The organism is Corynebacterium minutissimum, from assembly GCF_000805675.1.
In the GTDB taxonomy this organism is placed as follows: Bacteria; Actinomycetota; Actinomycetes; order Mycobacteriales; family Mycobacteriaceae; genus Corynebacterium; species Corynebacterium minutissimum.
Window position 1 is genome coordinate 123,510 of the sequence record NZ_JSEF01000016.1, and the last position, 21,060, is coordinate 144,569.

25 protein-coding genes are annotated in these 21,060 nt (G+C 61.7%); 7 read left to right on the forward strand and 18 right to left on the reverse strand.

Translation table 11 applies throughout. The features are described 5' to 3' along the window. The first annotated feature begins 12 nt into the window (after positions 1-12). The 3 genes from NX84_RS10325 to NX84_RS10335 are packed head-to-tail and all read left to right on the forward strand — an operon-like array spanning position 13 to position 2,499. Positions 13-1,092 (forward strand): alpha/beta hydrolase, encoded by a 1,080-nt coding sequence (locus NX84_RS10325; RefSeq protein ID WP_039676373.1) that lies wholly within the window; start codon positions 13-15, stop codon positions 1,090-1,092. 10 nt (positions 1,093-1,102) lie between these two features. After that, a complete protein-coding gene (locus NX84_RS10330) occupies positions 1,103-1,309 on the forward strand; it encodes a hypothetical protein (protein ID WP_039676374.1) in 207 nt (68 codons plus the stop codon). Between the two features lie 50 nt (positions 1,310-1,359). Continuing rightward, complete coding sequence (locus NX84_RS10335) at positions 1,360-2,499, forward strand: HNH endonuclease signature motif containing protein (protein WP_039676375.1); 1,140 nt, start codon at positions 1,360-1,362, stop codon at positions 2,497-2,499. 174 nt (positions 2,500-2,673) lie between these two features. Here NX84_RS10335 and lepA read toward each other — a convergent pair whose 3' ends face one another. Further along, positions 2,674-4,521 carry a translation elongation factor 4 gene (gene lepA / locus NX84_RS10340; RefSeq protein WP_039676376.1) on the reverse strand — a complete coding sequence of 616 codons (1,848 nt, stop codon included), beginning with the start codon at positions 4,519-4,521 and terminating at the stop codon, positions 2,674-2,676. A gap of 18 nt (positions 4,522-4,539) precedes the next feature. Here lepA and NX84_RS10345 point away from each other — a divergent pair, with 18 nt between their 5' ends. The 4 genes from NX84_RS10345 (at position 4,540) to NX84_RS10360 (ending at position 7,442) form a co-directional block, all read left to right on the forward strand. Continuing rightward, positions 4,540-5,061 (forward strand): type II toxin-antitoxin system PemK/MazF family toxin, encoded by a 522-nt coding sequence (locus NX84_RS10345; protein ID WP_039676377.1) that lies wholly within the window; start codon positions 4,540-4,542, stop codon positions 5,059-5,061. Between the two features lie 118 nt (positions 5,062-5,179). Then, positions 5,180-5,443, forward strand: a complete 264-nt coding sequence (gene rpsT, locus NX84_RS10350) for a 30S ribosomal protein S20 (RefSeq protein WP_039676378.1) — start codon at positions 5,180-5,182, stop codon at positions 5,441-5,443. Next, the gene (locus NX84_RS10355; RefSeq protein ID WP_039676379.1) at positions 5,444-6,253 is read left to right on the forward strand and encodes a DNA adenine methylase; all 810 of its coding nucleotides are present in this window, start codon (positions 5,444-5,446) and stop codon (positions 6,251-6,253) included. Then, a complete protein-coding gene (locus NX84_RS10360) occupies positions 6,246-7,442 on the forward strand; it encodes a type II restriction enzyme (RefSeq protein ID WP_039676380.1) in 1,197 nt (398 codons plus the stop codon). Before NX84_RS10355 ends, NX84_RS10360 begins: the two co-directional genes overlap by 8 nt. A 38-nt stretch (positions 7,443-7,480) precedes the next feature. On the opposite strand, the gene NX84_RS10365 is transcribed toward NX84_RS10360, so the two are convergent. The 17 genes from NX84_RS10365 to proB form a co-directional block, all read right to left on the reverse strand. Continuing rightward, the gene (locus tag NX84_RS10365) at positions 7,481-8,122 is read right to left on the reverse strand and encodes a LysE family translocator (RefSeq protein WP_039676381.1); all 642 of its coding nucleotides are present in this window, start codon (positions 8,120-8,122) and stop codon (positions 7,481-7,483) included. Further along, the gene (locus NX84_RS10370) at positions 8,119-8,487 is read right to left on the reverse strand and encodes an ankyrin repeat domain-containing protein (RefSeq protein ID WP_039676382.1); all 369 of its coding nucleotides are present in this window, start codon (positions 8,485-8,487) and stop codon (positions 8,119-8,121) included. Before NX84_RS10370 ends, NX84_RS10365 begins: the two co-directional genes overlap by 4 nt. An 11-nt stretch (positions 8,488-8,498) precedes the next feature. Further along, positions 8,499-9,437 (reverse strand): DNA polymerase III subunit delta, encoded by a 939-nt coding sequence (gene holA / locus NX84_RS10375; protein WP_039676383.1) that lies wholly within the window; start codon positions 9,435-9,437, stop codon positions 8,499-8,501. Further along, positions 9,434-10,684, reverse strand: coding sequence for a ComEC/Rec2 family competence protein (locus NX84_RS10380; RefSeq protein WP_039676384.1), 1,251 nt, complete (start codon positions 10,682-10,684; stop codon positions 9,434-9,436). The genes holA and NX84_RS10380 overlap by 4 nt, the downstream gene beginning before the upstream one ends. Beyond that, positions 10,681-11,304, reverse strand: coding sequence for a helix-hairpin-helix domain-containing protein (locus NX84_RS10385; protein ID WP_039676385.1), 624 nt, complete (start codon positions 11,302-11,304; stop codon positions 10,681-10,683). Before NX84_RS10385 ends, NX84_RS10380 begins: the two co-directional genes overlap by 4 nt. An 83-nt stretch (positions 11,305-11,387) precedes the next feature. Then, positions 11,388-12,176: a DegV family protein gene (locus NX84_RS10390; RefSeq protein WP_039676386.1), complete on the reverse strand. Its 789-nt coding sequence runs from the start codon at positions 12,174-12,176 to the stop codon at positions 11,388-11,390. Then, positions 12,176-12,874, reverse strand: coding sequence for a histidine phosphatase family protein (locus NX84_RS10395; RefSeq protein ID WP_039676387.1), 699 nt, complete (start codon positions 12,872-12,874; stop codon positions 12,176-12,178). The genes NX84_RS10390 and NX84_RS10395 overlap by 1 nt, the downstream gene beginning before the upstream one ends. Next, positions 12,871-13,338 (reverse strand): ribosome silencing factor, encoded by a 468-nt coding sequence (gene rsfS, locus NX84_RS10400; protein WP_039676388.1) that lies wholly within the window; start codon positions 13,336-13,338, stop codon positions 12,871-12,873. The genes NX84_RS10395 and rsfS overlap by 4 nt, the downstream gene beginning before the upstream one ends. Positions 13,339-13,444: 106 nt before the next feature. Continuing rightward, positions 13,445-14,062 (reverse strand): nicotinate-nucleotide adenylyltransferase, encoded by a 618-nt coding sequence (gene nadD, locus NX84_RS10405; protein WP_039676389.1) that lies wholly within the window; start codon positions 14,060-14,062, stop codon positions 13,445-13,447. Continuing rightward, on the reverse strand, positions 14,055-14,915 hold the full coding sequence (locus NX84_RS10410) for a cutinase family protein (RefSeq protein ID WP_039676390.1): 861 nt from the start codon (positions 14,913-14,915) through the stop codon (positions 14,055-14,057). Before NX84_RS10410 ends, nadD begins: the two co-directional genes overlap by 8 nt. 10 nt (positions 14,916-14,925) lie before the next feature. Further along, complete coding sequence (locus NX84_RS10415; RefSeq protein ID WP_039676391.1) at positions 14,926-15,831, reverse strand: cutinase family protein; 906 nt, start codon at positions 15,829-15,831, stop codon at positions 14,926-14,928. Between the two features lie 190 nt (positions 15,832-16,021). Further along, entirely contained in the window at positions 16,022-17,290 is a 1,269-nt protein-coding gene (locus tag NX84_RS10420) for a glutamate-5-semialdehyde dehydrogenase (RefSeq protein ID WP_039676392.1), read from the reverse strand. 33 nt (positions 17,291-17,323) lie between these two features. Beyond that, complete coding sequence (locus NX84_RS12840; RefSeq protein ID WP_156126963.1) at positions 17,324-17,482, reverse strand: hypothetical protein; 159 nt, start codon at positions 17,480-17,482, stop codon at positions 17,324-17,326. A 48-nt stretch (positions 17,483-17,530) separates the two neighbouring features. Beyond that, complete coding sequence (locus tag NX84_RS10425; protein WP_039676393.1) at positions 17,531-18,037, reverse strand: DUF1707 SHOCT-like domain-containing protein; 507 nt, start codon at positions 18,035-18,037, stop codon at positions 17,531-17,533. Further along, the gene (locus NX84_RS10430; RefSeq protein WP_039676394.1) at positions 18,037-18,942 is read right to left on the reverse strand and encodes a D-isomer specific 2-hydroxyacid dehydrogenase family protein; all 906 of its coding nucleotides are present in this window, start codon (positions 18,940-18,942) and stop codon (positions 18,037-18,039) included. Before NX84_RS10430 ends, NX84_RS10425 begins: the two co-directional genes overlap by 1 nt. A 12-nt stretch (positions 18,943-18,954) precedes the next feature. After that, positions 18,955-19,884 (reverse strand): D-isomer specific 2-hydroxyacid dehydrogenase family protein, encoded by a 930-nt coding sequence (locus tag NX84_RS10435; RefSeq protein ID WP_039676395.1) that lies wholly within the window; start codon positions 19,882-19,884, stop codon positions 18,955-18,957. Beyond that, positions 19,884-21,044, reverse strand: a complete 1,161-nt coding sequence (gene proB, locus NX84_RS10440) for a glutamate 5-kinase (RefSeq protein WP_231913883.1) — start codon at positions 21,042-21,044, stop codon at positions 19,884-19,886. The genes NX84_RS10435 and proB overlap by 1 nt, the downstream gene beginning before the upstream one ends. Positions 21,045-21,060 lie beyond the last annotated feature (16 nt).

Consider the following 21,060-nt stretch of genomic DNA (forward strand, 5'->3'; position numbering starts at 1 on the left):
ATGTACTAGGCCATGAAGGTCCTTTCCGCGCTGGTGGCCAGCTCCCTGATGTTCACACCCGGCTCCTCCTACCAACTGTCGAGCCGCGACGAAGCCTCCTCACAGTGGGCCGTTGACACCATGTTCAACGTCATCGATGGCTTAGGCACCTCCTCCCATCTACTCACCGATGCATGGTCCACGGAGCAGGAAGAGTACCCATACCCGATTAGGGAAATCGACGAGGTCTCCCTCGTGGAGCGGCGTGCTACCGACGAACCCGGCCGTGAGAAGTGGATCGTGTCCTCTCCATCAATGGGTCGTGACATTCCCGTCGACGTCATCGTGGGCAACGGCGGGCCCGTAGTGTACTTTCTCGAGGGCGTAGATTCCCCGGAGACCTCGAACTGGATCACCAAAGGCCACGTGCGCCGCGTCTTCGGCGAATCCGACGCCAGCATCGTCATCCCCTCGCAGGGAGCCGGATCCATGTGGACGGACTGGCGAGAGGATGACCCCAAGCTGGGGCGCCACAAGTGGGAAACGTTCCTCATCTCAGAACTCGCTCCGCTAGTGGAGGCGGAGCTCAACCACAACGCCAAACGCGGACTCATTGGGTTGTCCATGGGAGCATCGGGCGCGGTGATGATGGCGAACAACAACCCGGGTTTCTTCAATGGCGTGGCGGGCATTTCCGGTTGCTATTCCACCACCAGCAAGGTGGGCCAGGGCACGGTGGACTTGACGGTGCGCACCAAGGGCGGCGACCCGACGAACATGTGGGGCCCGCGCGGTTCGGAGGATTGGTTGCGCAATGACGTCATGTCCCACCCGGAGGGGCTGCGCGGCACGGCGCTGTACCTCGCCGCGGCCTCGGGCGCGTGGACGGACGAGGAGCTGGCGGCTTATCCCGGAAAGTCCGTCAATGATCGCATCGGGGGCACCCTTTTGGAGGCCGGCTCGCGTCGCTGTACGGAGGAGTTTTCCGCCGCGCTTTCCGACGCCTCAATCCCCCACACCACCGACTATCTCACCGACGGCACCCACGACTGGGTGATGTTTGGCAAGCAACTGCAGCCAGCGTGGGATGCGATTAAACCAGCGCTCTACTAACGTCGACGACATGTCCCACTTCCGCAGCGCTTTCATCCCCGCCGCCATCCTCGTGGCAGGGCTCGTCATCCTCGCAGTGTTCTACGTCGGCTTAAGCCGCCATTACAACTCACAGGAGCTGCAGGCGCTTATCGACGGCGCCAATGCCAACGGCCAGGACTATACCGTCGTCCTCCATAACGAGTTAACTGGGAGCTATTCCTTTAACGCCGAGTAATACAGCGTTCCGGTTGCGAGGTTGGTGGGTCTGTTTTAAGCTTCGTGGCCATGGGGGTATTAGAAACCTACTTCCACTACCGCAACTCGGGGATCGCGCTAGTGGAACAAGCATCCAGCTCACCCGATGAGCTTCGCGCGCTCGGCGCCGACGCAGCCGACGCCACAGAGCTTTCCCACCTTCACCGCATCTACTTCGGGCACACCCGCTTCACCGGCAAACAACGCAAAGCCCGTGCCGCCGCGGTGGCACAACAACATAGCCTTAGCATTCTCACCCTGATTGAGTCCTACACCGCCAAAGTCAACAAAGACCTTGATGCCTGGAACCTACGCATCAAGCTTGCCGGCACCCCTGCCCACCGTGTCCGCCAGGTCGCCACCAAGCGTTTGAAGGAGCTTCGTGTCAAGCGCACCGCTAAACCCGGAGTACGCTTCACCTACCGCTCTAAAGGCCCGAACTCCATCACCATCACCGACACCCCCACCATCATCGCCGACATCAGAGGCACCCTAGAATCCGTTAATAAAACAAACCTCCTTGAGGCTGCCCGCACCGTCATTGTCACCGGTGGTATTGGCACCAAACCTGCCGTACATGCTCAAGTCGTAGTCACCCTGGATGAATTTGACCAAATTATTAACGGGGATGGGGAGGAAATCGAACTTAACCTCACCAACGGCGCGCGCATGACAGGCGCAGACTTCTTAGCCTACAAGTTTGCTGAGATTGGCTACGCCACCCTCATCCACCCTTTAGAGGGACCGGTTAACTCTTATAGGATTCAGCGGCATGCCAGCTGGAAACAACGCATCAGCCTGGCAGCTGAATTCCAAACCTGCTCTAGGCCCGGCTGCAACAAACCAGCCGACTACTGCGAAGTCCACCACCTCATCCCCTGGCAAGCCGGAGGTTTTACCAACCTCAAAAACCTCACCTTCCTGTGCGCCTACCACAACGGTATTAACGACGATGACCCCAAACACCCCACAGGCAGGGGCTACATGTTCCGGCTGAATACCGGGGTGAGCTACATCCCGCCCTGGGGCACACCGATTACCGCCATGCCCGAATACCAAGAAGCCCTTAACAGACTCGCCGCTGAGCAGGCAGCAGGACAAGCCACAGGGCAACCCCCCGACCCGCCGCCAGGAACAAGCCAACCACCCGACCCACCGGGTGCAGGCTAAACGCTCGCGATTAAGCAACGCGCACGCCGAAACGCCAAACCACGCGCCCACGCTGAAACCCGCCAACCACACCACGGTCAGCGGGCACATCGGCGATCCCACAGCTAGTCGAGGCAAGCGACGAGACGGCGAAACCCGCCAACCAGAGGAGGTTGACGGGTTAGTTAGCGTGCTTTAGTCGGCGTCGGTGGACAGCGCCGCGACGAAGGCCTCCTGTGGCACCGAGACGGAACCGATGGACTTCATGCGCTTCTTACCGGCCTTCTGCTTCTCCAGCAGCTTGCGCTTACGCGAGATATCGCCGCCGTAGCACTTGGCCAGCACGTCCTTACGCATCGCGCGGATGTTTTCACGCGCGATAATCTTCGAACCAATCGCCGCCTGGACGGGCACCTCGAACTGCTGGCGTGGGATGAGCTCCTTGAGCTTCTTGGTCATCTTATTGCCGTACCACTGTGCGGAATCGCGGTGCACGATGGCAGAGAAGGCATCCACCGGATCACCGTTGAGGAGGATATCCACCTTAACCAGGTCCGCCAGCTGCTCGCCGGCCTCCTCATAATTGAGGGAGGCATAACCCTTGGTACGGGACTTCAACATGTCGAAGAAGTCGAAGATGATTTCACCCAGCGGCATGGTGTAGCGCAGCTCCACGCGGTCTTCGGACAGGTAATCCATGCCACCCATCTGGCCGCGCTTGGACTGACACAGCTCCATCGTCGAGCCCACGAACTCTTCCGGCACGATGATGGTCATCTTCACAATCGGCTCGTAGACCTCACGCAGCTTGCCACCGGGCCAGTCCGACGGGTTGTGCACAAAAGACTCCGTGCCGTCCTCCGCCACCACACGGTAGGTCACCGAGGGAGCTGTGGAAATCAGGTCGAGGCCAAACTCGCGCTCCAGACGGTCGCGCGTGATTTCCATGTGCAGCAGGCCCAAGAATCCGCAGCGGAAGCCGAAGCCCAGGGCCACGGAGGTCTCGGGTTCGAAGGTGAGGGAGGCGTCGTTAAGCTGCAGTTTCTCCAGCGCGTCACGCAGGTCCGGGAAGTCCGCCTGGGAGATGGGGAACAAGCCGGAGTACACCATGGGGTTGGGGTCGGCGTAGCCCTTGAGCGGCTCGCTCGCGCCATTCGACGCCCACGTAATCGTGTCGCCCACCTTCGTCTCACGCACGTTCTTCACGCCCGTAATGAGGTAGCCCACCTCACCTGGGCCCAACCCCTCACACTTCTGCATGGTGGGGCTGACAATGCCCACCTCCAGCAGCTCGTGGTTCGCACCCGTGGACATCATGGTGACCTTCTGACGCGGGTTGAGCTTGCCGTCCATCATGCGGATGTAAGTCACCACGCCGCGGTAGGTGTCGTAGACCGAGTCGAAAATCATGGCGCGGGCTGGGGCATCCTCACCGAACTCGGACGTCGGAGCGGGGATGAGTTCGGCGACCTTATCCAGCAGCTCAGGCACGCCCTCGCCGGTCTTGCCGGAGACGCGCAGCACCTCTTCCGGCTCGCAGCCGATGATGTTGGCGATTTCCAGGGAGTACTTCTCCGGGTCAGCCGCAGGCAAGTCAATCTTGTTGAGAACCGGGATGATCTCCAGATCGTTTTCCATAGCCAGGTAGAGGTTGGCCAGGGTTTGGGCTTCGATGCCTTGGGCGGCGTCGACAAGCAGGATGGCGCCCTCACACGCCTCCAACGCACGGGAAACCTCATACGTAAAGTCCACGTGGCCGGGGGTATCGATCATCTGCATGACAATCTCCTCCCCCTTGCACGCACCGGACTGAGGAATCCAGGGCAGGCGCACGTTCTGCGCCTTAATGGTGATGCCGCGCTCGCGCTCGATATCCATGTTGTCGAGGTATTGGTCGCGCATATCGCGCTCCTCCACCACCTGCGACAACTGCAGGATGCGGTCAGCCAGCGTCGACTTGCCGTGGTCGATGTGGGCAATGATGCAAAAGTTTCGGATCTTGGACGGATCCGTAAACGTCGTGGCCGCAAAGTTTCTAGACATGCGTTTAGAATAGACGACATGACTAGGTTGGCCCGCATTTTAGGCTTCGGACGCCCCGAGCCGGTCGATGACGGCCTCCAGCGCATCACCGAACGCCTCGGAATGAACCAGCCCGATGTCGTCACGGAACCGCGCAAAGCCGCCGACATCCGCGTCGAGGCTGCCGCCGCCCATCCCCGCAGCGTCTTCTTCACGCCCGACATGGATGGCCAGGCTGACTCTGGTGAAGTGGTGTGGGTCTGGGCGCCTTCCGAAGGCAAACAGTCCCCGCCGCGCGAACGCGCTGTGCTTATTGTCTCCCGCACCCGCACGACAGTTCTGGGCTTGCTGATTTCGGCCAACCCGAAGCATGCGAATAAAGAGGAATGGCTCGACATCGGCACCGGCGAATGGGACGAATCCGGCCGGCAGTGTTGGGTACGCATCGACCGCGTGCTGGAAATCTCTGAGGAGCAATGCCGCCGCCAGGGCACGCTCTTCCCGGAGAGGCGCTTCGAGCGCATTGCCAACCGGCTGCGCTCGCGCTACCACTGGGCGTGATTTGGGTTTTCGTAGCTTCGCTTGCTAGATTTTGTGGGATGCCGAGGCATGTGTGGCGGTCAGGACCTTGGGTCCGCCTTCCTCGGTCAACATTCCTACGACTCTAAGAGGTATAACAATGGCAAATATCAAGTCTAAGCAGAAGCGCGTTCTCACCAACGAGAAGTCCCGTCAGCGCAACAAGGCCGTGCGTTCCGCCGTCCGCACCGAGATCCGTAAGTTCCGCGAGGCCGTCGAGTCCGGCGACAAGGCTGCAGCTGAGAAGCAGCTGCGCGTTGCTTCCCGCGCCTTGGACAAGTCCGTGTCCAAGGGCGTCTTCCACCGCAACAACGCGGCCAACAAGAAGTCCGGCATGGCCACCGCCTTCAACAAGATGGCCTAAATGAAACCGCTCCTGAAGTGGGTAGGCGGAAAACGTCAGTTACTTCCCGCCATCCACTCCATGCTGCCTGAGAGCTTCGACACCTACGTCGAGCCTTTCTTGGGCGGCGGAGCGGTTCTTTTTTCTTTGGCGCCCTCCCGCGCCCGGGTCAATGACCTCAACACTGAGCTTATTACCGTGTACGAGGTCGTCCGCGATGATGTGGACGAGCTCATCGCCCTGCTCAAGGGCTATCCGAATGATTCGGATTTCTTCTACGAGATGCGCGCCCGCGACCGTTCGCCGGAGTTTGCGCACTTAAGCGCCGTCGAGCGTGCAGCACGTACGATTTATCTCAACAAGACCTGCTACAACGGGCTTTACCGCGTTAATAACGCAGGCCAGTTCAACGCCCCTTTTGGCCGCTACGCCAATCCCACGATTTGTGATGAGCCGAACCTGCGGGCGGTTTCTTCGTATTTGTCCGCCAATGACGTGGTCTTTTCCAACGGTGATTACGCTGCCTTGGAGGCGCATGAGGGGGATTTTGTCTACTTCGATCCGCCTTATGACCCGGTGAACCCGACGAGTAATTTCACCGGTTACCAGTCCGGCGGGTTCGGCCGTGCGGACCAGATTCGTCTCAAGGAGACCTGTGACGAGCTGGATGCGCGGGGAGTGAAGTTCCTGCTGTCGAATTCCGCGACGGATTTCATCAAGGAGCTTTACGCCGACTATCACATCGAGATTGTAGGGGCCACGCGCGCGGTGAATTCCGTGGCGTCGAAGCGCGGCAAGGTCAACGAGGTGTTGGTGCGCAACTATGCTTAACGACGCCGCGTGGGACCTCGTCTTCCCCCACATCCAGGCCGAGATTGCCGAATCCGGTTTCACGGTCTTGGAGGCGAGTGAGCTCAAACGGTTGTCGGGGCGTGAGCCGCGTTTGATGGCCAAGCACGATTTTTCTGCGGCACGCCCCAAGGTATTCCAAGAGCATGGGCTGTCGATGTTGCCGATTCGCCGCGATGCGTACCTCATTGGCCGCTTCGATCTGTATCAGCCTTTCCCGGAGCAGGCAGGGCCGCTGACAACGATGCCGGTGCCGCGGCATATTAAGTCCATCGACTTTGACAACCTGAGCTCCGAAGCCGCAGCGCTCACGGCAGCAAGCTTGAGCGGCATGGTGGATGATTTCATCGGTGCCGAGTGTATCGCGACGGTCAGCGGGCGCATGTCGACGCTGCAGCTGCCGATGACTATCGGCGGCCGAGAGGTGGTCGTCGACCGTGCCCAGATGGAGATTGATGCCGGTTTTGAATCGGCGGAGCATCTCGTCCTGCTGGAGGCGAAGAACCACGTCTCCCCCGACTTCAATATCCGTCAGCTGTATTTCCCTTTCCGCCGCTTCAGTCTGGCGTTGGACAAGGAGGTCATACCGGTCTACATGGTGTATTGCAACGGCGTGTTCCATTTCTACCGATATGCGTTTAGGGATCCGGCGGATTTCCGCAGCATCGAGCTGGTCGCGGCCCATCGCTATATCCTCGGCCCCTCGACGGTCACCGCCGAGACCGTACGCAGCATTCTGGCCGCCACGCAGATAGAACGCCCAGGGTTGCCTTTCCCCCAGGCGGACTCCTTTGCGCGCGTTATTAGCTTGTTGGAGAATCCGGTTCCCAAGGCGGACATGCCGGAACAGTATGGTTTTACCCCGCGCCAGGCGGACTACTACACCAACGCGGCTCGCTACCTTGGTTTGACTGAGCTGCGCGGTACCCGCGATGAGCGCAATGCTGCCCTCATTCAGGCGCTCGCTTCGCGCCCGGTGTTCCGGGATATGCTTACGCACGTGGTGGACACGTGCCGGGCGCTGAGCAAGGACGAGGCCTATGCCTTGATGCGTAGCGCGGACTTGGGGCTTAAAGAATCCACTCTGCGCCGGCGCTCGTCCACGGTGGCGGCGTGGTCGCAGTGGGTAGCAGAACTGCTCGAGATGGGTCAGCTCCGCATACCGAGTTAGGCGGCTTGGTTTTTGGGTTAGGCGGCTTGGTTTTTGGGTTAGGCGGCTTGGATTCCAGCCCAGACGAGAGCGCAGCCGGCGACGACAAAGAAGGCACCGGAGCCGATATCAATCCACGGACCCGCGGCGAGAAGGCGCCGGCGAATTGCGCGCGTCGAAATCACCGTGGAGAGGAAGACGAACAGCAGGTAGCTCGACAATGACATGCTCAACACCAGCGCTATCGAGAGCCACAGGGGTGGGTGCGGTGGTAGCAGTGGAGCCACCAGCGCGGCCAAAAAGAGCACGATTTTCGGGTTCGACAGGTTGGTAGCAAGCCCGGTGCGGAAAACTTTACCCACCGAGCCCAGGCGAGCAGCAGCATCGTCCTCATCCTGCGGGGGATGCTTGCGCAGCTCAACACCAGAACGAATGGAGAGCACGCCCATAAAGACCAAGAAGCAGCCTCCCACGACCTGAATGAGCGACAAGACCCCCGGGAATGCCGTCAGCAGAGCAGCGGCGCCAAAGACCGTCAGCGAGCTCCAAAAGAGCACGCCGACCTGGATACCGGTGGCCGCCGCAATGGCATGGCGGCGCGAGCGCGTGGCGTAGCGGGTGACCAGCACGATGTCAGGGCCTGGTGCGGCGGCTCCCACCAGGTTCATCAGCACAATGGCCGCGAACGCGGACCAGCTCATGACAGGCGCTCGAGAAGATCCTCGCGGCCGAACATGCGAGCCGAGTCGATAGCATTGGGCTGGCCGGCGGTGGGATCAGCGTGGGCGTCAAGGAGGACGTCAATAACCGCATCTTCCTTCTTGAAGATGGCCCCGGCCAGCGGGGACTGACCGCGATCGTTGAGGAGGTTGACGTCAGCGCCGGCGGCGACAAGCTGGCGCACCAGCTCGGCATGCCCGTGGTAGGCAGCGAGCATGATGAAGGACTGGCCGTCTTGGTTCACCATGTCGACGTTGACGCCCTGCGCGATGTAGTCGAGCAAGGTGGCGTCGCCGCTGCGAGCGAAATCAAAAAGCTTGGTTGCAAAGTCCTGGATCTCATCCATGGTGGGATAGTTTAGCGCGCTAACTCTGCCACCCGCCGCACAGCGGCCTCAATGGCGAATTCCTCGTCGCCGCCCTGGCCCTTCACCGCGCCATCAAGTTCCGCCACGAGGATGACGGCCTTGGTGATGTTGTCTCCAGACCAGCGGCGCGCCACCGGTTGAGTAATTTTAACGGCATACGGCGCCATGCCAGTCTGGGAGGCCAGCGAGTACTGGTCTCCCCGCGCGGAATAGAGGCGCGCGATGTTGCCCACCTTGTTCGCCAGCGCCGAAGCGATAGCCACGGGGCTCGCGCCCAACTGGAGTGCGCGGCGGCACGTCGACACGGCCGCCTCCACACGCCCGGCCACAGCCGCATCCGCAATGTCCCAGTTGGCCACTTCAGCCACGCCCACGTAGTACTCGTGGACCGCCTCGCGCGTGACCTTGCCGCCGGTATCAAAGACGAGCTGGGAGATGGCGGAGGCGAGTTCGCGGAGGTCGGACCCGACACCGTCGAGAAGCGCCTGCACCACGTCCGGGGTCGGGCGCACGCCGTGAGAGGCAAACTCACGCGTGGCCCACGGAGCCAGCTCGTTGGGATACAAGGAAAACACCTCGTGGACCTCACCGCTCTTGCGCAGGGCAGCGACGATCTCCGGTGGCTTCTTCTTTTTCTTCAGTGTCTTCGCCGTCACCGAATACAAGAGGATGAGGGTAATGCCGGGCATGGGGTTAGCGCAGGCGTCGAGAAGAATGCGCGTGACCTCTTTGCCTGCCTTTTCCACATCACTGATGACGATGCAGCGCTCATCCCCAAAAAGGGAGGGGCTGGTGGCCTCGAGGATTTCGCCTTCGCTGACCTCAGAGGCCTTGAGCTTGGTGACATCGCCCTGCTGAACGCTCAGGCGGGCGCGCTCGGCTAGGAATTCATCGTCGCCGAGGATGAGGTGCACGGACATGCCTGTCATCTTAACAGCGCCGCGATGAGCCACCCCACGAGCAAGAGCACCGCGATGGGACCGGCCTCGACGGTCGTTAGCGGCATGGCGGCAGCAACGCCGTGAATCCAGTCCGCGAGCGGTTCAATTAGAATGACGAGCGGGCGGCCGAGCCCTACCTGTGCGAGCACGGCGGCAATGAGACCCACGACGGTGATGATCGGTACGACGGGGGCTGCGAGCACGTTGGCAATGACGGAGACCACCGATACCCTGCCCGCCATGAGCGCGATGAGCGGCATGGTGACGATGTCTGCGGCAATCGCCACGGCGAAGGCGCGCGCGATAATGCCAGTACCGAGCACGCGCAGCAGCAGCGGGGTCAGCGCCACGATGCCGACGGTGGCCGCGACGGACAGCGCGAAGCCAAAGCTGACCGCAAGGTCGCTATCGGCAGCGAGCAGGAAAAGCACACCGAGGGAAAGCGCGTGGAGTGGCTCCATCTTGGAAGAGTTCAGCACGGCAAGCAACCCGGCCACCCCGGCGACGGTCGCGCGCTGGACGGAGGGCTCCCACCCCACGAGTGCGACAAACAGTGCCAACGCGCCTGCCGACGCCCCCACACGCACCCTCTGCCCCTTCACCACCAACGCCGCAGCGGTGCACACGATGGCAACGTTGGACCCAGACACCGCGCTTAAGTGCGAGAGCCCGGTATCGATGTAGAGCTGCTTGTCTTCGGGGCTTTGGAGGCTGGTATCGCCCAACACCATGCCGGGGATGAGGCCGTTATCGCAGATAGCGCGGAAATTCTCCGCCACTTTAGCTGTCCAGCTGTGTGAGTGGGCAGTGAGCTGGCCGCTGAAGACGGTCTGGCCCACCCCAACACGATCGGAAGAACCGGGCCGGCCGTGGATGGTCACGAGCGAGCCAGCGTAGGCCTCGGGTTGTGAGGGGAGGAAGACCGGCAGCTGGGTCGGGTATCCGGGAACGCTCAGACGCCCCATCCAGCCGGAGGCAGTCTGGATGGGGTCTGCGGTGAGTTTTCCGGTGACCTCGGAGCCAAAGTGGAAAGCTTCTGCTCGTCGCATGCGCACCGCCGCCAGCGTGGCAAAGAGCGCGCCGCTGGCCGTACACAAAATAGCCTGGCCGGGCGCGCGCCGAAGGAAAACGAAGCAAGCGACAAGCCCCAGTAGCAACCACGGCTGGCCGAAGAGTACAGCGAGCGTGGCCAGCCACGCCACCACCGCAGCCGGTGCGAGCCGTAGCTCCCTCATGGACGCACCTTGTCCTTAAGCTGAGCGAACTTAGCAGGCCCTATGCCGGATACATCCATGAGCTGTTCTATCGACGTGAAGTGGCCAGCCTCCTCACGGTGCGCAATGATGGCCTCGGCCGTTGCCGGGCCCACGCCCGGCAAGGTGATGAGCTCCTCAGCGGTCGCGGAATTGAGCGACACAGTGCCGTCACCGGTCTCGCCCCCGCCGCCGTCGTCCTCAGCGCCGGGGAGGGCGCCGACGGTGATCTGTTCGCCGTCGTTAAGCTTCTGCGCCAGGTTGAGGTTATCCGTGGGTACTTTGGGGCCTGCAGCCTCGAGGGCATCGTTCACGCGCGCGCCCGGCGCTAACGTGACCAGGCCCGGGGAATCCACCTCCCCCACCACGGACACCACGATATCCGCCGGTGCCGCGCTGCTCACCGCAGGTACTTCGTAGGGGTTAGCTGCCTCGCGCGAGCCACCCAGCCACAGCAACAGCCCTACCGCCGCCAGCCCCACCGCAACCAGGGCAAGCCGCGGCGGCACCCGCAGGCGCGGGCGCGGGTAGTCCACGGAAAGCAGCTCCTCTTCCCCGGTGGGCCGGGTGAGGTCACGAAGGCGGTCAGCGATAGCATTCATGACCGTGACGCTACGCAGCTCCTACCCCCACAGTCGAGAGCTTAGGCCGCAACCTGTGGATAACTTGTTGAAGGCGTCAACTATCAGCTGAAGACGACAGAGACGCCGATGGCTCCGGGGCCGACGTGGACCGAGAGGACGTCGGTAAGCGCAACGCGCATAAACGATGACTCCGGCAGCGCCATACGCAGCAGCTCCTCGAGGCGGCGCGTGGAGGCCTCGTCTTCGTTGTACTGCACCGCAACGAACGCAGGCTTGCCCTCCGCGCGGGAGGCCACTAGGTCCACGAGCTTGGTAAATGCCTTGGTCTGCGTGCGGGTTTTGCCCACCATCTCCAGCTTTCCGGCCTGCACCGCCATGATGGGCTTGGTGGCAAGCAGGGCTGTGGATAACATCGCCGTCGCCGCCGACATGCGCCCAGAGCGGCGAAGGTCATCGATGGAGTCGAGATAGACCCATGTGTGGCCGCGCTCCAGCGTGTTGATGGCCGCGGCGTAGCACTCCTTCAGAGACGCGCCTTCCTGGGCAAGCTTCGCAGCGGTCATAGCCGCCGCGCCCATAGCCATACCGGCGGTTCCAGAGTCAATGACCCGGACGGTATCAGGGAAGACGCCCGAAGCCGTCACCGCCGCCGACCACGTGGAGGACAGTTCCTTGGACAGGTGGATGGCTAACACGCCGTCGTCACCGGAACGCTCCATCTCGCGGCCGTAGAGGGCGGCAAGCTCTAGCGCGGTGAGGCCGGAAGTAGACAGCTCAGCACCGTCTTTGCCGTGGCTCTCCATGACGTGGAGATCCACCACGGTGATGCCTAGCTCTTCCACGATGTCCGCGGGGAGCCCTGCAGCGGAGTCGGTAACGACGCGAATCACTAGACGTCCGCCCCCGCGCCGCCCACGACGGCACCGCCCATGTTCCAGCCGTCGAAGTACCACTGCGCGCGGTCCACGTTCTCCGGGGTAAATTCCAGCGGGGACAGCGGCTGGGAAGCATCAAATTCGGGGCGGGCGGTCAGCTGCGACCAGTGGGTATTCTTCAGCCCGGACAGAATGCCGTATTGGTGGTGATCCAGGCCCAGCAGGTGGCAGGTCAGCGCGGAAATGGCGCCGCCGTGCGCCACGACGAGGACCGCGCCCCTCTCCCATTCGGGGTGGGCGCGCATCAGCTCATCGATGACAGGGCGGGCGCGGGTGGCCACATCAACGCGGCTTTCTCCCTGCGGCGGGGCCCAGGTGGGGTCGTGGCGCCAGATTGCGCGTGCACCAGGATACTGTTCATCGACTTCGGCGGAGGTCATGCCTTGCCAGTCACCGAGGTGGGTTTCGCGCAGGCGCTTATCGACGTCCACCTTGATCCCCAACTTCTCCCCTATCACTGCCGCGGTATCACGGGCACGGATGAGGTCGGAGGAGACGATAGCCGTGATCTGTTTGTCTACGAGGAGATCGGCGGCGGCGCGGGCTTGGGAGAGGCCGACCTCAGAAAGCTCGGTGTCCAAGTGCCCCTGCATCCGGCCGGTGGCGTTGTAGGTGGTTTGACCGTGGCGGATGAGGAGGAGGCGGCGCGTCATAATTCGTCGTCTTCCGGCTCCGGCTGGGCCAGCGGAATCTCTTCGATGGACTCGACGTCGCGCGGATTGACTTCGGTGGACCACTCGCCTGGGCGCTCTGGTGTCTCGAGACCGGGGATCTCAAGGAGCGGGCAGTCGTGGTAGAGGCGGTCGAGACCGTAGAACTCGCGTTGGTCGTTGCGCTGAACGTGAACGACAATGGGGCCATAATCAAGCAGAACCCAGCGGTTTTCGCGGTTGCCCTCGCGGCGCTTGGGCTCAAAGCCCTTCTTGGTCAGCTCGTCTTCGACTTCCTCGACGATGGAACCCACCTGGCGCTCGGTATCGGCAGAGGCCAAAACAAAGACCTCGGTGATGGCGAGCACGTCGGAGACGTCAATGGCTGCAATGTTGGTGGCCAACTTTTCATCCGCAGCCAGGGCAGCGGTTTCCGCCATGAGGCGTGCTTCATCAGTAATCGACATGACTATCCCTACACAACGCGTACAGTACTAAGACCTCTAGTCTTACACGCCGAGAACCTATTTTCCTAGTCAACCGCCGTGGCCAACCCCCACGCCACGACGATTCTTATAGTGGCTTTTCCGGATGCGGGCTATAGAGGTGGTTCTTAGCGATGTACTGCACCACCCCATCCGGCACCAAGTACCACACCGGCTGACCCTGCTGGGCGCGGGCGCGGCAATCGGTGGAGGAAATCGCCATGGCGGGGATTTCGATAAGTTCGATATCATCTTGGGACTCGAGCGGCAGCATGTCTTTGCTGAGCTCGTAGCCGGGGCGGGTCACGCCAACAAAGTGCGCCATTTCCAGCATCTCTTCCCAGTTCCGCCAGCTCATAATGGAAGCCACCGAGTCGGCACCAGTAATGAAGAAAAGCTCCGCATCCGGGAAAATAGCGCGCAGGTCACGCAACGTATCGATGGTGTAGGTCGGGCCTTCGCGGTCAATGTCCACGCGGGAGACCGTGAAACGCGGGTTGGATGCCGTGGCCACCATGGTCATGAGGTAGCGGTGCTCGGCGGCGGTGACCTTCTTGTCCGCCTTCTGCCAGGGCTGGCCGGTGGGCACGAACACCACAGTGTCGAGGCGGAAGCGGTGGGCTACTTCGCTTGCGGCGACGAGGTGGCCGTTGTGGATGGGATCAAAAGTGCCACCCATGATTCCGATGCGTTGCGGACTAGTCATGGCTGGTGAGTATACCGGCCACGGCGTCGATGACCTGCACGTCCTGCCCGGAGAGTTCCCCTAAGAAATAGGACGCGTGACGCTCAGCCTTGGTAGCTAAGGCGCGGTTGGCGGCTTCGAGGGAGAAGTCACAAACAAAATCGCCATCCAGACAATAATCAACGTAGCGCGTTACCGGCAGCCCGGCACGGTTCTGCGCCCACGGGACCTGGTGCAGAGGGTTGCCAAAGGTAAGCACGGCATGCAGGCGCCCGGTGTCAGCGAGGTAGCCCTCGACACTCGTCGCGACCAGCGCTCCCTGCGAATAACCGGCGGCTACCCACCGCGGGTGGCAGTCGGTGGCGGCCTCATAGTCGTCTACCACCTTCGGGGCATTGCGGGCACCGGTGCGCAGACTATCAACGGCTCCGAATGTCACTGAATAGGCCAGCTCTCCAAGAGAGTGCTGCTGGAGAACTCCAAACGCTCGCTGGACGAGCTGCAGCGGGCCTAAGTCCTCACCTTCCTGCGCCAAGGGAGGAAGGTTCATGGCGGCGGGATAAGAGTCCGGATCGAGCGCTAGCACATAGACGCCATCCATAGCGCCCGGGTGGCGCTGCTCTAACTGGTGGAACAGAGCCGCGAAGTTACGGCCCTCAAAGCCAGTGGACTCTGGGGCCTTCGCGGAGTAGCGCTGCGGCCCGACGTACTCGCCCTGCTCCTCATTTTGATCCGAACCACGGGCGACGAGGACCACGGTGCTCGGGCAAGTTTCTACGTCGCCGACGGCTGCGGCCGTAGGCGTGTTTAGAAAGGACGCTGCTGTGACCAACGCGGCAGCGCTACACGTCAGGGCAGGAGAAGAAAGCTTCACCCTACTTTATCTAGCGGAACCGAGCGCCATCGACCATTCGGCCAATGGAATCGTAGACTTGGCCATCCCACTGGTGAGGAGTGAAAAAGTACTGGCCGTGAGAGCCACCCGTGGGCTCTGCGGCATACAGTGTGCCTACGGAAAGGTCGCATACGGCATCGAGCGGCAGGCAGTAATCAACGCGGTTACCGGTAGCGCGCGGGTAGGGCATGAAGCCCATCGGGCCGCCGGCGCCCTTGGTATTGCCCACCACAGATGGATCGTTCTTGCGGGTCAGCGGGTTGCCGAAGGTAACGACGCCGGCGAGCTGACCACGGTTCGCCAGTTCCTTCTCGTGGCTAGCGATCACCATCGCGCCCTGGGAATAGCCGGAAAGGATGTACTGCGGATGGCAGCCGGTGGCACCTTCGTAATCGTTGATGGCACTCATGACACCACGCTTGCCGGTCTGCACGGAGTGTGAGAACTGATCCAAGGCCGATACCGCAGTGTTCATGACTGGCTTTGCGTACTGCAGAACCACGCCGAGCGCCTGCGCCGCGGTGGTAGGCAGGCCGACGTTCGGCACTGTGTACTCCGGGTACGTCGCTGGGTAGTACTTGGGTTCCAGACCGAGGACGTAGACGTCCTTCATCATCGAGTTACCACCGTGGGTGGCCTGGTAGTGCGATTCGGCGTTGCGCAGCATGGCGCGGATGGATTCGCCTTCCCAACCATTGGAGGCGCGGCCTCCCTGGTTGGAATACTGCGTCGGGTAGATCTGACTGTTTTGACCGGAGCCACGAGCGGCCACGACGACCACTGCGGGGCAGTGCTCATCGGCGTGGGCGGCGGGCGCGGTTACGGCCTGGGGAATGACAAGGGCGGACACTGCCATGACGGCGGCGGCCACGGAGGAAGCAATGCGGGACAGCATAAGAGGAAGGCACCAATCAGTTCTTTGTTATTACCGCGCTATAGATTACTCAGGACTTCACCGCCGTGCAGCACGAACCCCCACGCAAGGCAGACAATCTACTCGAAAAGTTTTCGAGTAGATTGTTTTGCGCAGGTCAGACTCGAAAAATTCCTTTCGAGTAGCATTCGAGTAGCTTTTCTAGCTGCCCCTAGGGTCGGGTCTGTCCGGTGCCGTGGAGGATCCACTTGGTGGAGGTCAGCTCCGGCAGCGCCATGGGGCCGCGCGCATGCAGCTTTTGGGTGGAGATGCCGATTTCGGCGCCCATGCCGTAGACCTCGCCATCGGTAAACGCGGTGGAGGCATTGAGCATCACGGCGGCGGCATCGACCTCGTTGGCAAAGGTCAAGAGAACGTCAGCGTCTTGGGCGGCAATGGCCTCGGTGTGGCCGGTGGTGTACTCAGCAATGTGCGCGATAGCGCCATCAACACCGTCGACCACCTTGGCGCAGATATCCATGGAAAGGAATTCCTCGCGCCACTCGTCATCAGTAGCCTCCACAGCGTCCTTCACGCCGAAGGCCTCAAGTTCCTTGACATCGCCGTGGATGGTAACCCCTGCTTCCTGGAGGGAGGTGATGATGCGGAGCTTCGAGGCGTCGGAAAGCGCGGCATCGATAAGCACGCCCTCCGTGGCATTGCAGACGGACGTGCGGCGGGTCTTGCCGTTGACCACCATGTCGATGGCCTTGTCTAGGTCAGCCGAAGCGTCGACGTAAAAGTGGCAATTGCCGGTGCCCGTCTCGATTGCGGGGACGGTGGCGTTTTCCACCACGGCGTTAATGAGACGCGCGCCGCCACGCGGGATGACCAAGTCCACTAGGCCACGAGCGGTGATGAGATCCTGCACGGAATCGTGGGTCTCACAGGGCAAAAGCTGCACGCCCTCGCGCGGCAGATCGAACTCGGCCAGGGTGTCCTGGAGAAGTTCGACGAGCTTGGCGTTGGAGTTCTTCGCGGACTTGGAACCGCGCAGCAGCGGCACGTTGCCCGACTTGAGCGCGAGGCCAAAGGCATCCACGGTAACGTTCGGGCGGGCCTCATAGACCATGCCCATCACGCCGAGTGGGACGCGAACCTGCTTCATCTGGATGCCGTTATCCATGGTGCGGCCCTGCAGGATCTCCCCTACCGGGTCCTGGAGGGAGGCTACCTGGCGTAAGCCCCCGGCAATGCCCTCAATGCGGGCAGCATCAAGCGACAGGCGGTCGATGAGGGATTCGGACATGCCGTTGTCGCGGCCAGCCTTAATATCAAGCTGGTTGGCAGCAAGGATGTCCTCAGTATGCGCGATGAGGTTTTCCGCGGCACGGTTGAGGATCTCATTCTTGCGCGGGGTGGGCAGCTGCGCGAACTGCGGCGCCACCGCCTTGGCGGCGCGGGCTTTGGACAGAACTTCTTCACGTTCGGTAGTGCTCATGCCTTACCAGCGTACGGAAGAAGCACGAGTCCGTCAGGGCTTTCTGGTGAAATAGACCAAGCACGCCACCAGCGCGAAGACAGGGAAGACGAGCCACGCCAGCTCCCAGTGCACGAGGAAGTGGAGTAGGAGGAATGCAAGGACCGCGAGGATGCTGGCGATGAGGAAGATATTGCCGTTTCTTTTATTCATAAAACGGAATATACAACTATTCTTTACTATGTGCAGCGCACGAGGGGTTTAATACCCAATTTCGCGGCGGCGCTCGGCCGCAGCACGCAGGCGCTCAGCGCGCTTTTTCTTTTCTCCTTCGGAAAGCTCATCGAAGAGCTCTTCATCCGACTCGCTAAAGTTCAGCACCCCGCGCGCAGCCCAGGAAGCGAAGAACGCGATGACGGGCGAAATCCAGAAATAGCTCCAGTCGAAGACGAAGAGGCCTAGGAAAAGCGCGATCATCGCTACCGACCAGATGACGGAATCCGCTATCTGGACCTTGCGGCCGCGGGAGAGCATCTCCTGCAGTTCCGCCTCGTGGCGGCTAGCGGGTGCGGTGGCGTTTGGGGCGGAAAGCTCCGGCAAGTCTGCGAAAAGCTTGGCCACTTCCCCACGGGTGCGCGCCGCGGCAGCTTCACCAGTACGTTGCTCAAATTCATCGGGGCCCAACGCGCCGTTGACGAAGTGCTGGCTCAACTTCTCCAGGGCCTCGGAACGCTCCGCATCACCAACGCGGATGTCTGGGTTCTCCATTAATAACCTGCCTTCGGGTCAACCAGAGTAGGCAGCTGTTCCCCCGCCGCGAAAGCCTTGGCCACCTTGACGGTGTGCGCACCGATCTTTTCGCGCACGGAGCGCTGCGTATTAGCAATGTGAGGGGTGATGACCACGCGCTTGTCCTGCCACAGCGGGTGCTCCTCCGGCAACGGTTCAGGGTCGGTGACGTCGAGCGCCGCACCGGCAATCTCCCCTGCTTCGAGTGCCGCGACGAGGTCCTCGGTCTTAATGAGCGGTCCGCGTCCCACGTTGACCACCACCGCGTGATTCGGCATCTGCGTAAAAGCCTCCGCATCCACCATGTGGCGGGTCGCCGGGGTCAGTGGGGCGATGAGGACGAAGTAGTCTGCTTTCGGCCAAACCTTCTCCACCTGGGAAATGGGGTAGGTCTCATCTGCTCCTTCGACCGGGTTGCCCGAGCGGTTGACCGCGATGATGCGCGGTCCGAAGCCGGACAACATGCTAATCAGCCGCTTGCCAATGCCACCGGCACCAATAATGGCCACGGTCTTGTCGTCATAAAGGTAGGAAGTGTGCGCCTCCATATCGGCATAGGAATCAAACGTCCCGTTGACGCGACGGTGCGCATGCAGCTGCGCCAAGAGCAGCGCGATGGTGGATTCGGCCACCGTGTTGTCGTAGACACCAGCCGCGTTCGACCACGGCACCGCACTGTCCTTCATCGCATCGAGGACGTGGTCGACGCCAGCCGAGGGGATCTGGACGAAGCCGATGTTCTCCGGGAGGGGGTCCGGGAAATCGGTGCCGTCACCGGTGTAGATGAGGAAGGAGGCGTCGGAAAGCGCGGTGCGCTCAAACCCTGCGGCGTCGAGCACCGCGATGGTTTCTTCCCACGGCTTAGGTTCAATAGCGTACTTCATGCATATCCTCCACTAGTATCCGGCGTCTGCGTCGACGCGCGTGGGCATAGGTTCACCGCGCTCCCACGCGGCGGCATTGGCGTTGAAGATAGCACCCATGTGGTGCTCGGCCACCTGAAATGACGCCCCCATATGCGGCGTCATCGTGGCATTAGGCAGGTCATAGAGTGGGTGACCATCCGGCAGCGGCTCCGGGTCCACTACTTCCAGGCCCGCGCCGGCGATGGAACCCTCGCGCAGGGCCTCCACCAGATCATCAGTGACCACGGTGCTGCCACGGCCGACGTTGACGAACACCGCAGAATCCTTCATGACGCGGAAAATCTCAGCATCGAAGAAGTGCTCCGTCGCCGCCGTGGCGGGCAGAACATTGATCACAAAGTCCGCCTCGCCCCACACCTGGTCTACCTGTTCGATGGAGATGGTGACATCCGCGCCGCCCACCGCGCGCCCCGAACGGTTCACCGCGGTGATGTGCACGCCAAAGGGCTTGAGGTAGGCAATGAGTTGGGTACCGATTCCCCCAGCGCCCACAATCACCACGTGCTGAGGCCCCTGCTGGTCATAAAGCCAGGCCTGGGATTCATCAAGCTCCTTGGCTACCGACCACGACTTGGCCAGCGCAAAGGCCTTGTGGTGGTGCGCTTGCGATAGCAGAAGCCCCAGCGCGGATTCCGCCACCGGTTTGGCAAAAGCACCGGCCGAGTTGCACCATGGCACCCCATCAGAGCGGATGATTCCGGCTTCAATGAGGTGATTGACTCCCGTAAAGCAGTATTGCACCCACTGGATATTCTCCGGCAGGTCCGGCACCGCCGCTGGGTCCGAGGAGGTGTTGACAAAGACCTCGGCCTCGTCGAGGCTTTCCACTCGTTTATGCCCCGCGGCGGCGATGTCCTGCACTGTTGGTGCCCACACATCGGGGCCCATGAAATAACGCATTAAATTCGGGACGCGAAATTGGACAGGTAATCCGCGTGGACAACGGGACGGCGCATATCCTCCGGCAGCTCCTCGGTGTGCTTGCCCAGCAGGTCGCGCAGCGTGGCGGAGTCATAGCCCACCTCACCACGGCCGATGACCTGGCCCTTCGGGCCCATGATGTCCACGATCTCGCCGGCACTGAACTCACCCTTGATGTCCGTGATTCCCACGGCCAGCAGGGAGTTTCCGCCGCTCACCACGGCTTCCATGGCGCCCTCATCTAGGCGCAAGGAGCCGCCAGTATCTGCGCAATACAATGCCCAGAACTTCCACGCGGAGAGGCGGCGCTCCTCGCGGGTGTGGAAGACGGTGCCCACGGAGGCGTCGTCAAGCGCCTGCCCAATATTGTCCGTCGAGGTCAACAGCACCGGGATGCCGCCACGAGTGGCCAGGCGGGCGGCGGAGACCTTCGTGGCCATGCCGCCGGTGCCGACCTTGCCACCATCACCAGCAACAACCGCCTTGAGGTCCTTACCGGTGCGCACCTCCTCCACGAACTTTGCGTCCGGCTCCGCCGGGTTCTTGTCGTAGAGTCCGTCAACGTCGGAGAAAAGAAAGAGCGCGTCCGCGCCGACAAGGTTGGCCACGAGCGCGGAGAGACGGTCATTATCGCCAAAGTGCATCTCGGAGGTCGCCACGGTGTCATTCTCATTCACGATGGGCACCGTGCGCATCTGACGCAGGCGGTCAATGGTGCGCTGGGCATTACGGGCGCGATCGCGCTTGCCGACGTCCGACGCGGTCAACAACACCTGCCCAATCGTACGGTTGTAGCGGGCGAAGGACACGCCCCACTCATAGGCCAGGTGGACCTGGCCCACCGCGGCTGCTGCCTGCTTGGTGGCCAAGTCTGTGGGACGCGTAGTCAGGCCAAGCGGGCCCATACCCGCAGCAACAGCACCCGAAGACACGATGATGATGTCGGAGACATGCATACGCGCACAGACGGCGTCAACGATCTTGTCGATCTTCTCCGTTGACGTGACAAAGTCATCACGGGTCAGCGAGGACGAGCCGATTTTGATGACGATGCGCTTGGCTTGAGAAATCTGCTCACGCAATGGTGAGGAAAACCCGCTGGATTTTTCCGACAGAGCGGGCGTTGCCGGATACTCCATGTCCGGTGTTGGCCCC